This window comes from Salmonella sp. 741265055_HSA (assembly GCF_046569525.1).
Lineage (GTDB): Bacteria > Pseudomonadota > Gammaproteobacteria > Enterobacterales > Enterobacteriaceae > Salmonella > Salmonella enterica.
Genome location: NZ_JBKFSQ010000040.1, coordinates 1 through 12,576, shown reverse-complemented (window position 1 = coordinate 12,576; position 12,576 = coordinate 1). Strand labels below are relative to the sequence as shown.

At 58.7% G+C, this 12,576-nt stretch carries 15 protein-coding genes and 1 pseudogene; all 16 read left to right on the top strand.

All coding sequences use genetic code 11. The features are described from left to right. Positions 1–102 precede the first annotated feature (102 nt). On the top strand, positions 103–387 hold the full coding sequence (gene pduA, locus ACLD4K_RS18490) for a propanediol utilization microcompartment protein PduA (protein ID WP_001183618.1): 285 nt from the start codon (positions 103–105) through the stop codon (positions 385–387). Further along, positions 384–1,196, top strand: a complete 813-nt coding sequence (gene pduB / locus ACLD4K_RS18485) for a propanediol utilization microcompartment protein PduB (protein ID WP_000097500.1) — start codon at positions 384–386, stop codon at positions 1,194–1,196. The genes pduA and pduB overlap by 4 nt, the downstream gene beginning before the upstream one ends. A gap of 18 nt (positions 1,197–1,214) precedes the next feature. Next, positions 1,215–2,879 (top strand): propanediol dehydratase large subunit PduC, encoded by a 1,665-nt coding sequence (gene pduC / locus ACLD4K_RS18480; protein ID WP_001256899.1) that lies wholly within the window; start codon positions 1,215–1,217, stop codon positions 2,877–2,879. A 10-nt stretch (positions 2,880–2,889) separates the two neighbouring features. After that, positions 2,890–3,564 carry a propanediol dehydratase medium subunit PduD gene (gene pduD / locus ACLD4K_RS18475; RefSeq protein WP_411012301.1) on the top strand — a complete coding sequence of 225 codons (675 nt, stop codon included), beginning with the start codon at positions 2,890–2,892 and terminating at the stop codon, positions 3,562–3,564. A 14-nt stretch (positions 3,565–3,578) separates the two neighbouring features. Beyond that, entirely contained in the window at positions 3,579–4,100 is a 522-nt protein-coding gene (gene pduE, locus ACLD4K_RS18470; RefSeq protein ID WP_001090597.1) for a propanediol dehydratase small subunit PduE, read from the top strand. A gap of 15 nt (positions 4,101–4,115) precedes the next feature. Next, positions 4,116–5,948, top strand: a complete 1,833-nt coding sequence (pduG, locus tag ACLD4K_RS18465; protein ID WP_001268884.1) for a propanediol dehydratase reactivase alpha subunit PduG — start codon at positions 4,116–4,118, stop codon at positions 5,946–5,948. After that, complete coding sequence (gene pduH / locus ACLD4K_RS18460) at positions 5,938–6,288, top strand: propanediol dehydratase reactivase beta subunit PduH (protein ID WP_411012300.1); 351 nt, start codon at positions 5,938–5,940, stop codon at positions 6,286–6,288. Before pduG ends, pduH begins: the two co-directional genes overlap by 11 nt. Before the next feature lie 18 nt (positions 6,289–6,306). After that, positions 6,307–6,582, top strand: a complete 276-nt coding sequence (gene pduJ, locus ACLD4K_RS18455) for a propanediol utilization microcompartment protein PduJ (protein ID WP_001057755.1) — start codon at positions 6,307–6,309, stop codon at positions 6,580–6,582. Positions 6,583–6,585: 3 nt separating this feature from the next. Next, a complete protein-coding gene (gene pduK, locus ACLD4K_RS18450) occupies positions 6,586–7,068 on the top strand; it encodes a propanediol utilization microcompartment protein PduK (protein WP_411012299.1) in 483 nt (160 codons plus the stop codon). Further along, on the top strand, positions 7,068–7,700 hold the full coding sequence (locus tag ACLD4K_RS18445) for a phosphate propanoyltransferase (protein ID WP_411012298.1): 633 nt from the start codon (positions 7,068–7,070) through the stop codon (positions 7,698–7,700). Before pduK ends, ACLD4K_RS18445 begins: the two co-directional genes overlap by 1 nt. After that, positions 7,697–8,188 carry a propanediol utilization microcompartment protein PduM gene (gene pduM / locus ACLD4K_RS18440; RefSeq protein ID WP_411012297.1) on the top strand — a complete coding sequence of 164 codons (492 nt, stop codon included), beginning with the start codon at positions 7,697–7,699 and terminating at the stop codon, positions 8,186–8,188. Before ACLD4K_RS18445 ends, pduM begins: the two co-directional genes overlap by 4 nt. 3 nt (positions 8,189–8,191) lie before the next feature. Then, a complete protein-coding gene (gene pduN / locus ACLD4K_RS18435) occupies positions 8,192–8,467 on the top strand; it encodes a propanediol utilization microcompartment protein PduN (RefSeq protein WP_000549825.1) in 276 nt (91 codons plus the stop codon). Positions 8,468–8,476: 9 nt separating this feature from the next. Next, complete coding sequence (gene pduO, locus ACLD4K_RS18430) at positions 8,477–9,487, top strand: two-domain cob(I)yrinic acid a,c-diamide adenosyltransferase PduO (RefSeq protein WP_001029486.1); 1,011 nt, start codon at positions 8,477–8,479, stop codon at positions 9,485–9,487. Further along, a complete protein-coding gene (gene pduP, locus ACLD4K_RS18425) occupies positions 9,484–10,878 on the top strand; it encodes a CoA-acylating propionaldehyde dehydrogenase PduP (RefSeq protein WP_411012296.1) in 1,395 nt (464 codons plus the stop codon). Before pduO ends, pduP begins: the two co-directional genes overlap by 4 nt. 11 nt (positions 10,879–10,889) lie before the next feature. Then, positions 10,890–12,002 (top strand): 1-propanol dehydrogenase PduQ, encoded by a 1,113-nt coding sequence (pduQ, locus tag ACLD4K_RS18420; protein ID WP_001091454.1) that lies wholly within the window; start codon positions 10,890–10,892, stop codon positions 12,000–12,002. Beyond that, positions 11,999–12,576, top strand: a pseudogene (gene pduS / locus ACLD4K_RS18415) (cobalamin reductase PduS); the annotation flags it as partial. The gene pduQ and the pseudogene pduS, both read left to right, overlap by 4 nt.

Genomic DNA, 12,576 nt, shown 5'->3' with positions numbered 1-12,576 from the left:
TGCTTTCCCATTATTTTCTGATATTCAATAGCAAGTCAGCCATTCTTTTTCCTCGCATCTTCTTATAGTCCCCACTATCGGAACACTCCATGCGAGGTCTTTATGCAACAAGAAGCACTAGGAATGGTAGAAACCAAAGGCTTAACCGCAGCCATAGAGGCCGCTGATGCAATGGTTAAGTCAGCCAATGTGATGTTAGTGGGCTATGAAAAGATTGGCTCCGGGCTGGTAACCGTCATTGTGCGCGGCGATGTTGGCGCGGTCAAAGCGGCCACCGATGCAGGTGCCGCAGCCGCACGCAACGTGGGTGAAGTGAAAGCCGTACACGTCATCCCACGCCCTCACACCGATGTAGAAAAAATCTTACCGAAGGGAATTAGCCAATGAGCAGCAATGAGCTGGTGGAACAGATCATGGCGCAGGTGATTGCCCGTGTGGCAACGCCGGAACAACAGGCCATCCCTGGTCAACCCCAACCTATACGAGAGACGGCTATGGCAGAAAAAAGCTGCAGTTTAACGGAATTTGTCGGGACCGCCATTGGCGACACCCTTGGCCTGGTTATCGCTAACGTCGATACCGCCCTGCTGGATGCGATGAAGCTTGAGAAGCGCTATCGCTCCATCGGCATTCTCGGCGCCCGCACCGGCGCAGGCCCGCACATTATGGCGGCGGACGAAGCGGTGAAAGCCACCAATACCGAAGTAGTCAGCATTGAGTTGCCGCGCGATACCAAAGGCGGCGCGGGCCACGGTTCGCTGATTATTTTAGGCGGCAACGACGTGTCCGACGTCAAGCGCGGTATCGAAGTCGCGCTGAAAGAACTGGACCGCACCTTCGGTGATGTTTACGGCAACGAAGCCGGACATATCGAACTGCAGTACACCGCTCGCGCCAGCTACGCGCTGGAAAAAGCGTTCGGCGCGCCGATTGGCCGTGCCTGCGGCGTCATCGTCGGCGCTCCGGCTTCCGTCGGCGTACTGATGGCCGATACCGCGCTGAAGTCAGCCAACGTTGAAGTCGTGGCGTACAGCTCTCCGGCGCACGGCACCAGCTTTAGTAACGAAGCCATTCTGGTGATTTCCGGCGACTCCGGCGCGGTCCGTCAGGCGGTGACCTCCGCCCGCGAAATCGGCAAAACCGTCCTTGCGACCCTCGGTTCTGAACCGAAAAACGATCGCCCGTCCTACATCTGATACCCACGAGGCTGATTCATGAGATCGAAAAGATTTGAAGCACTGGCGAAACGCCCTGTGAATCAGGACGGCTTCGTTAAGGAGTGGATCGAAGAAGGCTTTATCGCGATGGAAAGCCCGAACGACCCAAAACCGTCGATAAAAATCGTTAACGGCGCGGTAACCGAGCTGGACGGAAAACCGGTTAGCGAATTCGACCTGATCGACCACTTTATCGCTCGTTACGGCATCAACCTGAACCGCGCCGAAGAAGTGATGGCGATGGATTCGGTCAAGCTGGCTAACATGCTCTGCGATCCGAACGTCAAGCGCAGCGAAATCGTCCCGCTAACCACCGCGATGACCCCAGCGAAAATTGTTGAAGTGGTTTCGCATATGAACGTCGTCGAAATGATGATGTCGATGCAGAAAATGCGCGCTCGCCGCACGCCGTCTCAGCAGGCACACGTCACCAACGTCAAGGATAACCCGGTGCAAATCGCCGCCGACGCCGCCGAAGGCGCATGGCGCGGGTTTGACGAACAAGAAACCACGGTTGCGGTAGCACGCTACGCGCCGTTCAACGCCATCGCGCTGTTGGTCGGCTCTCAGGTTGGTCGTCCGGGCGTACTGACGCAGTGCTCCCTGGAAGAAGCCACCGAGCTGAAGCTCGGCATGCTGGGCCACACCTGCTACGCCGAAACCATCTCCGTTTACGGCACCGAGCCGGTCTTCACCGACGGTGACGATACCCCATGGTCGAAGGGCTTCTTAGCCTCTTCCTACGCCTCTCGCGGCCTGAAAATGCGCTTCACCTCCGGCTCCGGATCCGAAGTGCAGATGGGCTATGCCGAAGGCAAATCCATGCTGTATCTGGAAGCGCGCTGCATCTATATCACCAAAGCCGCGGGCGTTCAGGGACTGCAAAACGGCTCCGTAAGCTGCATCGGCGTACCGTCTGCCGTGCCGTCAGGCATTCGTGCCGTGCTGGCGGAAAACCTGATCTGCTCGTCACTGGATCTGGAATGCGCCTCCAGTAACGACCAGACCTTCACCCACTCCGATATGCGTCGTACCGCGCGCCTGCTGATGCAGTTCCTGCCGGGTACCGACTTTATCTCCTCTGGTTATTCCGCGGTGCCGAACTACGACAACATGTTCGCCGGTTCCAACGAAGATGCGGAAGATTTTGACGACTACAACGTTATCCAGCGTGACCTGAAAGTGGACGGCGGTCTGCGCCCGGTTCGCGAAGAGGACGTTATCGCCATCCGTAACAAAGCCGCCCGCGCGCTGCAGGCCGTGTTTGCCGGAATGGGACTACCGCCGATTACCGATGAAGAAGTTGAAGCTGCGACCTATGCCCACGGTTCGAAAGATATGCCGGAGCGTAACATCGTCGAAGACATCAAGTTCGCCCAGGAAATCATCAATAAAAACCGCAACGGTCTGGAAGTGGTGAAAGCGCTGGCGCAGGGCGGGTTTACCGACGTGGCCCAGGACATGCTCAACATCCAGAAAGCCAAGCTAACCGGCGACTATTTGCACACCTCCGCCATTATCGTCGGCGACGGACAAGTGCTCTCTGCGGTTAATGACGTCAATGACTATGCCGGTCCGGCAACAGGTTATCGCCTGCAGGGAGAACGCTGGGAAGAGATTAAAAACATCCCTGGCGCTCTTGATCCCAACGAGATTGATTAAGGGGTGAGAAATGGAAATTAATGAAAAATTGCTGCGCCAGATAATTGAAGACGTGCTCCGCGATATGAAGGGCAGCGATAAACCCGTCTCGTTTAATGCGCCTGCGGCCTCCGCTGCACCACAAACCGCTGCGCCTGCGGGCGACGGCTTTCTGACCGAAGTGGGCGAAGCGCGCCAGAGTACTCAGCAGGACGAAGTCATTATCGCCGTCGGCCCGGCATTTGGCCTGGCGCAAACCGTCAATATCGTCGGCTTACCGCATAAGAGCATTCTGCGCGAAGTCATTGCCGGTATTGAAGAAGAAGGCATCAAGGCGCGCGTGATTCGCTGCTTTAAATCTTCCGACGTGGCGTTCGTCGCCGTGGAAGGTAACCGCCTGAGTGGCTCCGGCATCTCCATCGGCATCCAGTCGAAAGGTACTACGGTTATCCACCAGCAGGGGCTACCGCCGCTCTCTAACCTGGAGCTGTTCCCGCAGGCGCCGCTGCTGACGCTGGAAACCTACCGTCAGATTGGTAAAAACGCCGCCCGCTATGCGAAACGCGAATCACCGCAGCCGGTCCCTACGCTCAATGACCAGATGGCACGCCCGAAGTACCAGGCAAAGTCGGCCATTTTGCACATTAAAGAGACCAAGTACGTCGTGACGGGCAAAAACCCGCAGGAACTGCGCGTGGCGCTTTGATAAAGGATAACTCCATGAATACCGACGCAATTGAATCGATGGTCCGGGACGTATTGAGCCGCATGAACAGCTTGCAGGGCGATGCGCCAGCAGCGGCTCCTGCGGCAGGCGGCACGTCCCGCAGCGCAAAGGTCAGCGACTACCCGCTGGCGAACAAACACCCGGAATGGGTGAAAACCGCCACCAATAAAACGCTGGACGACTTTACGCTGGAAAACGTGCTGAGCAATAAAGTCACCGCTCAGGATATGCGTATTACCCCGGAAACCCTGCGCTTACAGGCGTCTATCGCCAAAGATGCGGGCCGCGACCGGCTGGCGATGAACTTCGAACGCGCCGCCGAACTGACCGCGGTACCGGACGATCGCATTCTTGAAATCTACAACGCCCTTCGTCCGTATCGTTCAACGAAAGAAGAGCTGCTCGCTATCGCCGACGATCTCGAAAACCGTTATCAGGCAAAGATTTGCGCAGCTTTCGTTCGTGAAGCGGCAGGGCTGTACGTTGAGCGTAAAAAACTCAAAGGCGACGATTAGCTTTAGGGGTAGACAATGCGATATATAGCTGGCATTGACATCGGTAACTCATCAACGGAAGTCGCACTGGCGCGGCAAGATGAGACTGGCGCACTGACGATTACGCACAGCGCGCTGGCGGAAACCACCGGGATCAAAGGCACGTTGCGTAACGTGTTCGGCATTCAGGAAGCGCTCGCCCTCGTCGCAAAGCGCGCGGGGATCAATGTCAGCGATATTTCGCTCATCCGCATTAACGAAGCCACGCCGGTGATTGGCGATGTGGCGATGGAAACCATTACCGAAACCATCATCACCGAATCGACAATGATTGGCCATAACCCAAAAACGCCGGGCGGAGTAGGCCTTGGTGTGGGTATCACGATTACGCCGGAGGAGCTGTTAACCCGCCCGGCGGACTCGTCCTATATTCTGGTGGTATCGTCAGCCTTTGATTTTGCCGATATCGCCAATGTTATCAACGCCTCAATGCGCGCCGGATACCAGATTACCGGCGTCATTTTGCAGCGCGACGATGGCGTACTGGTCAGCAACCGGCTGGAAAAATCGCTACCGATTGTCGATGAAGTTCTGTACATCGACCGCATTCCGCTGGGGATGCTGGCGGCGATTGAAGTCGCCGTGCCGGGGAAGGTTATCGAAACCCTCTCTAACCCTTACGGTATCGCCACCGTATTTAATCTCAACGCCGATGAGACAAAAAACATCGTCCCGATGGCGCGCGCGCTGATCGGCAACCGTTCCGCCGTGGTGGTTAAAACGCCATCCGGCGACGTCAAAGCGCGCGCAATACCCGCCGGTAACCTGGAGCTGCAGGCTCAGGGTCGTACCGTGCGCGTGGATGTTGCCGCCGGTGCCGAAGCTATCATGAAAGCGGTGGACGGCTGCGGCAAGCTCGACAACGTCACCGGCGAGGCCGGGACCAATATCGGCGGCATGCTGGAGCACGTACGCCAGACCATGGCCGAGCTAACCAATAAGCCCAGCAGCGAGATTTTCATTCAGGATCTTCTGGCCGTTGACACCTCAGTTCCGGTGAGCGTCACCGGCGGGCTGGCCGGGGAGTTCTCGCTGGAGCAGGCCGTCGGCATCGCCTCGATGGTGAAATCAGACCGTCTGCAAATGGCAATGATTGCCCGCGAAATCGAACAGAAGCTTAATATCGACGTGCAGATCGGCGGCGCTGAGGCTGAAGCCGCCATTCTGGGCGCGCTGACCACGCCAGGTACCACCCGACCGCTGGCGATCCTTGACCTCGGCGCGGGCTCTACCGATGCCTCCATCATTAACCCTAAAGGCGAAATTATCGCCACTCACCTCGCCGGAGCTGGCGACATGGTGACGATGATTATTGCCCGCGAACTGGGGCTGGAAGACCGCTATCTGGCGGAAGAGATCAAAAAATACCCGCTGGCTAAGGTCGAAAGCCTGTTCCACTTACGCCACGAGGACGGCAGCGTCCAGTTCTTCCCGACGCCGCTGCCTCCCGCCGTGTTCGCCCGCGTCTGCGTGGTGAAACCGGACGAACTGGTGCCGCTTCCCGGCGACTTAGCGCTGGAAAAAGTGCGCGCCATTCGCCGCAGTGCTAAAGAACGCGTCTTTGTCACCAACGCCCTGCGCGCGCTGCGCCAGGTCAGTCCAACCGGCAACATTCGCGATATTCCGTTCGTGGTGCTGGTCGGCGGCTCGTCGCTGGATTTCGAAGTTCCGCAACTGGTCACCGATGCGCTGGCGCACTACCGCCTGGTCGCCGGGCGAGGAAATATTCGCGGTAGCGAAGGCCCAAGAAACGCGGTAGCCACCGGCCTGATTCTCTCCTGGCACAAGGAATTTGCATATGGACAGTAATCACAGCGCCCCGGCCATCGTCATTACCGTTATCAACGACTGCGCCAGCCTCTGGCACGAAGTGCTGCTGGGTATCGAAGAGGAAGGCATCCCTTTTCTGGTTCAACATCACCCAGTTGGAGACGTCGTTGACAGCGCCTGGCAGGCGGCGCGCAGCTCGCCGCTGCTGGTCGGCATTGCCTGCGATCGGCGCACGCTGGTCGTGCACTACAAGAATTTACCCGCATCCGCGCCGCTTTTTACGCTGATGCATCATCAGGACAGTCAGGCCCAACGCAACACCGGTAATAACGCGGCACGGCTGGTCAAAGGGATCCCTTTTCGGGATCTCCATGCTTAATCACAGGAGAACGGCAGTATGAATAACGCACTGGGACTGGTTGAAACAAAAGGGCTGGTCGGCGCCATTGAAGCCGCCGACGCAATGGTTAAATCCGCCAACGTACAGCTGGTGGGCTACGAAAAAATTGGTTCTGGCCTGGTTACCGTCATGGTTCGCGGCGATGTCGGCGCGGTTAAAGCAGCCGTAGATGCAGGCAGCGCGGCGGCAAGCGTCGTGGGTGAAGTGAAATCCTGCCACGTTATCCCGCGTCCGCACAGCGATGTTGAGGCCATTTTACCGAAATCAGCCTAATCGATGGCAAATAAGGAGCACCGCATGAAGCAATCACTGGGATTACTTGAAGTTTGTGGTCTGGCACTGGCTATCAGCTGCGCCGATATCATGGCGAAATCCGCTTCTATCACGCTGCTCGCCCTCGAAAAGACCAATGGTTCAGGCTGGATGGTGATTAAAATTACCGGTGATGTGGCCTCCGTTCAGGCGGCTATCACCACCGGTGCGCATTTCGCTGAACAGCGGAATGGCCTGGTGGCCCACAAGGTTATCGCCAGGCCCGGAGAAGGGATCCTGCTCGCAGAGACGCCCCCACCCTCCGTCATTGAACCTGAGCCTGAAGAGTCAGAGATAGCTGATGTCGTTTCTGAAGCGCCAGCAGAAGAGGCCCCGCAGGAATCAGAACTGGTCAGTTGCAACCTGTGTCTGGATCCAAAATGTCCTCGCCAGAAGGGCGAACCTCGCACGCTTTGCATTCATCCCGGTAAGCGAGGTGAAGCGTAATGGATAAAGAGCTTCTGCAATCAACGGTCAGTAAAGTTCTTGATGAGATGCGCCAGCGGCCTATCCCGCTGGGCGTCTCAAACCGTCATATCCACCTGTCCGCACAGGATTATGAGCGGCTGTTTCCCGGCCATCCCATCAGCGAGAAAAAAGCGCTGCTGCAGCCGGGACAATACGCCGCGGAGCAAACCGTCACTCTGGTGGGACCGAAAGGGCAGCTCAAAAATGTGCGCCTGCTCGGTCCGCTGCGCTCGGTAAGCCAGGTGGAAATTTCGCGTACCGATGCGAGAACGCTGGGGATTGCCGCGCCGCTGAGAATGTCCGGCAACCTGAAGGGGACGCCGGGCATCCGCCTGGTCAGCCCCTTTGCCGAACTGGAGCTGCCTTCCGGGGTTATCGTCGCGCAGCGGCATATCCATATGTCGCCGCTTGATGCGCTGATCCTGCGGGTTTCCCACGGCGATATGGTTTCAGTGGCGATTGAAGGCGACGATCGCGGGCTGATTCTCAACAACGTGGCGATTCGCGTTTCACCGGACATGCGCCTCGAAATGCACATTGATACCGATGAAGCCAACGCCGCTGGTGCCGATAACCCGCAGGCCTTTGCCCGGCTGGTAGGCCCGCGATGAACGGCGAAACTCTGCAGCGCATTGTCGAGGAGATTGTCTCCCGGCTGCAGCGCCGTGCCCAGAGCACGGCGACGCTGAGCGTTACGCAACTTCGCGATGCCGACTGTCCAGCACTGTTCTGTCAGCACGCGTCGCTGCGCATCCTGCTCGTCGACCTGCCGCTGCTCGGTCAGCTTGCGGATGCAGAAACCGACGATGCCGCAGCCCGGAAAATTCACGACGCGCTGGCGTTTGGCATCCGCATACAGCTCAGCCTGCACAGCCAGTTGCTGCCGGTTATCCCGGTAAAAAAACTGGCTCGTCTGCCGCTGGTATTCACCGACGAGCACGGACTGCTGCTGGTTCTGCATGCGGGTTCGGTACTGAGCTATCGCGATGTCGCGCTGCTAAGCCGGGGGCGAGTGGTTGTCCACCGCAAATGCATCGTGACCGCCATGGCGTGTGACGCGGCCAATGCGCGGAATATTCAATTAATTAAGCAGGAGTAAATCATGCATCTGGCACGAGTCACGGGCGCGGTTGTCTCCACGCAAAAATCACCTTCTTTGATTGGGAAAAAGCTGCTGCTGGTGCGTCGGGTCAGCGCCGATGGCGAACTCCCCGCCTCGCCTACCTCCGGCGATGAAGTGGCCGTGGACTCCGTCGGCGCGGGCGTCGGCGAACTGGTTTTGCTCAGCGGCGGCTCCAGCGCCAGGCACGTTTTTTCCGGGCCAAATGAGGCCATCGACCTCGCCGTTGTCGGCATTGTAGATACGCTTTCGCGTTAAGGGGCGGTTATGGCGATTTATACCCGAACAGGTGACGCTGGCACCACATCACTGTTTACCGGCCAGCGGGTGAGCAAAACCCACCCGCGGGTTGAAGCCTACGGCACGCTGGATGAGCTGAACGCCGCGCTGAGCCTGTGCGCCTGCGCCGCTGCGGATGAAAATCACCGCACCTTACTCGAGGCCATCCAGCAGCAACTTTTTTGGTTTAGCGCAGAGCTGGCCAGCGACAGCGAGCAGCCGTCGCCCAAACAGCGCTACATCAGCAGCGAAGAGATTTCGGCCCTGGAAGCCGCTATCGATCGGGCAATGGCCCGCGTCGAACCGCTGCACAGCTTTATTTTACCCGGACGCTGCGAAGCCGCGAGCCGCTTACATTTTGCCCGCACGCTGGCGCGCCGCGCCGAACGCCGTCTGGTTGAACTGGCAACTGAAGTCAACGTACGCCAGGTGCTGATGCGCTACATCAACCGCTTATCGGACTGCCTGTACGCCCTGGCCCGCGCGGAAGATAGCGATGCGCACCAGGCCAACATCATCCGTGAAGTTAGCAAGCGCTATCTGGCTGCCAGCCAGCCGACCCGCAGCAAGGAGACAACGCCCGTGGCCCTCTCATTCCACGATCTGCACCAGCTCACCCGCGCCGCCGTTGAACGCGCGCAGCAACTGCAGGTTCCGGTAGTCGTCAGCATCGTTGACGCGCACGGCACGGAAACTGTGACCTGGCGGATGCCGGACGCCCTGCTGGTCAGCAGCGAACTGGCGCCGAAAAAGGCATGGACCGCTGTTGCTATGAAAACGGCGACCCATGAGCTGAGCGATGTCGTTCAGCCGGGCGCCGCGCTTTATGGCCTGGAAAGTCATTTACAGGGAAAAGTGGTCACCTTTGGCGGCGGTTACGCCCTATGGCGCGACGGCATATTAATTGGGGGTCTTGGCATCAGCGGCGGCAGCGTTGAGCAGGACATGGACATAGCACAGACCGCCATCGCGGCTATTAACGTGGGAACACATCAATGAATACTTCTGAACTCGAAACCCTGATTCGCACCATTCTTAGCGAGCAATTAACCACGCCAGCGCAAACGCCGGCCCAGCCTCAGGGCAAAGGGATTTTCCAGTCCGTGAGCGAGGCCATCGATGCCGCGCACCAGGCGTTCTTACGTTATCAGCAGTGCCCGCTAAAAACCCGCAGCGCCATTATCAGCGCGATGCGTCAGGAGCTGACGCCGCTGCTGGCTGCTCTGGCAGAGGAGAGCGCCAATGAAACGGGAATGGGCAACAAAGAAGATAAATTCCTCAAAAACAAGGCTGCGCTGGACAACACGCCGGGCGTAGAAGACCTCACCACCACCGCGCTGACCGGTGACGGCGGCATGGTACTCTTTGAATACTCGCCGTTTGGCGTTATCGGTTCGGTCGCCCCAAGCACCAACCCGACGGAAACCATCATCAATAACAGCATCAGCATGTTGGCGGCGGGCAACAGCGTCTACTTTAGCCCACATCCGGGAGCGAAAAAGGTCTCTCTGAAGCTGATTAGCCTAATTGAAGAGATTGCCTTCCGCTGCTGCGGCATCCGCAATCTGGTGGTGACTGTAGCTGAACCCACCTTCGAAGCGACCCAGCAGATGATGGCCCACCCGCGAATCGCAGTAATGGCCATTACCGGCGGCCCGGGCATTGTGGCAATGGGCATGAAGAGCGGTAAGAAGGTGATTGGCGCTGGCGCGGGTAACCCGCCCTGCATCGTCGATGAAACGGCAGACCTGGTGAAAGCGGCGGAAGATATCATCAACGGCGCGTCATTCGATTACAACCTGCCCTGCATTGCCGAGAAGAGCCTGATCGTAGTGGAGAGCGTCGCCGAGCGTCTGGTGCAGCAAATGCAAACCTTCGGCGCGCTGTTGCTAAGCCCTGCCGATACCGACAAACTCCGCGCCGTCTGCCTGCCTGAAGGCCAGGCGAATAAAAAACTGGTCGGCAAGAGCCCATCGGCCATGCTGGAAGCCGCCGGGATCGCTGTCCCGGCAAAAGCGCCGCGTCTGCTGATTGCGCTGGTTAACGCTGACGATCCGTGGGTCACCAGCGAACAGTTGATGCCGATGCTGCCGGTGGTGAAAGTCAGCGATTTCGATAGCGCGCTGGCGCTGGCGCTGAAGGTTGAAGAGGGGCTGCATCACACCGCCATTATGCACTCGCAGAACGTGTCGCGCCTGAACCTCGCGGCCCGAACCCTGCAAACCTCGATATTCGTCAAAAACGGCCCCTCTTATGCCGGGATCGGCGTCGGCGGCGAAGGCTTTACCACCTTCACTATCGCCACGCCAACCGGTGAAGGAACCACGTCAGCGCGTACTTTTGCCCGCTCCCGGCGCTGCGTGCTGACCAACGGCTTTTCTATTCGCTAACTGAGGTCGCGATGAATACCTTCTCACTACAAACGCGGTTGTACAGCGGTCAGGGCAGCCTGGCGGTGCTCAAGCGCTTTACCAATAAGCACATCTGGATAATCTGCGATGGTTTTCTGGCGCGCTCTCCGCTGCTGGATACCCTGCGTAACGCGCTGCCCGCAGATAACCGCATCAGCGTATTTAGCGAGATAACGCCGGACCCCACCATCCACACAGTGGTTCAGGGCATTGCGCAAATGCAGGCCCTGCAGCCGCAGGTGGTGATCGGTTTTGGCGGCGGCTCGGCAATGGACGCGGCGAAAGCGATTGTCTGGTTTAGCCAGCAGAGCGGGATCAACATCGAAACCTGCGTGGCGATCCCGACCACCAGCGGCACCGGTTCGGAAGTCACCAGCGCCTGCGTAATTAGCGACCCGGATAAAGGCATCAAGTACCCGCTGTTCAACAATGCGCTGTATCCGGATATGGCGATCCTTGACCCGGAGCTGGTGGTCAGCGTACCGCCGCAGATTACCGCCAACACCGGTATGGACGTGCTGACCCACGCCCTGGAGGCCTGGGTGTCACCGCACGCCAGCGACTTTACCGACGCGCTGGCGGAAAAAGCCGCCAAACTGGTGTTCCAGTATCTGCCCACGGCGGTGGAAAAAGGCGACTGCGTGGCGACGCGCGGGAAAATGCATAACGCCTCAACGCTCGCCGGGATGGCCTTCAGCCAGGCGGGACTGGGGCTTAACCACGCTATCGCCCACCAGCTTGGCGGACAGTTTCATCTGCCGCACGGGCTGGCCAATGCGCTGCTGCTCACGACGGTGATCCGCTTTAACGCGGGTGACCCGCGCGCCGCCAAACGCTACGCGCGGCTGGCCAAAGCCTGCGGTTTTTGCCCGGCAGAAGCCAATGACGTTGCGGCGATCAATGCGCTGATTCAGCAAATCGAACTGCTTAAGCAACGCTGTGCCCTTCCCTCACTGGCCGTTGCGCTTAAAGAAGGAAGATCCGACTTTTCCGCACGCATTCCGGCGATGGTGCAGGCTGCGCTGGCGGACGTTACGCTGCGCACTAACCCGCGCCCGGCCAATGCCGAAGCCATTCGGGAACTGCTGGAGGAACTGCTATGAGTACCGCCGTCAACGTCGTTGAAATGTCTCATAGCGCTGATGAAATTCGCGAGCGCGTTCGCGTAGCGGGCGTTGTCGGTGCGGGCGGCGCAGGTTTTCCCGCTCACGTCAAACTACAGGCGCAGGTAGAGATTTTTCTGGTGAACGCCGCCGAGTGTGAACCGATGCTCAAAGTTGACCAGCAACTGATGTGGCAGCAGGCCGCGCGTCTTGTCCGCGGCGTGCAGTACGCGATGACGGCAACCGGCGCACGCGAAGGGGTGATAGCCCTGAAAGAAAAATACCGCCGGGCCATCGACGCCCTCACCCCACTGCTGCCAGACGGTATCCGCCTGCATATCCTGCCGGATGTTTATCCTGCGGGCGATGAGGTGCTGACTATCTGGATGGCAACCGGTCGTCGGGTCGCCCCGGCTGCGCTGCCTGCCAGCGTCGGCGTGGTCGTCAATAACGTGCAAACGGTGCTGAATATTGCCCGGGCGGTCGAGCAGCAGTTTCCGGTCACTCGCCGCACGCTGACCGTTAACGGCGCGGTCGCCCGGCCGCTGACCGTCACCGTCCCCATCGGCATGTC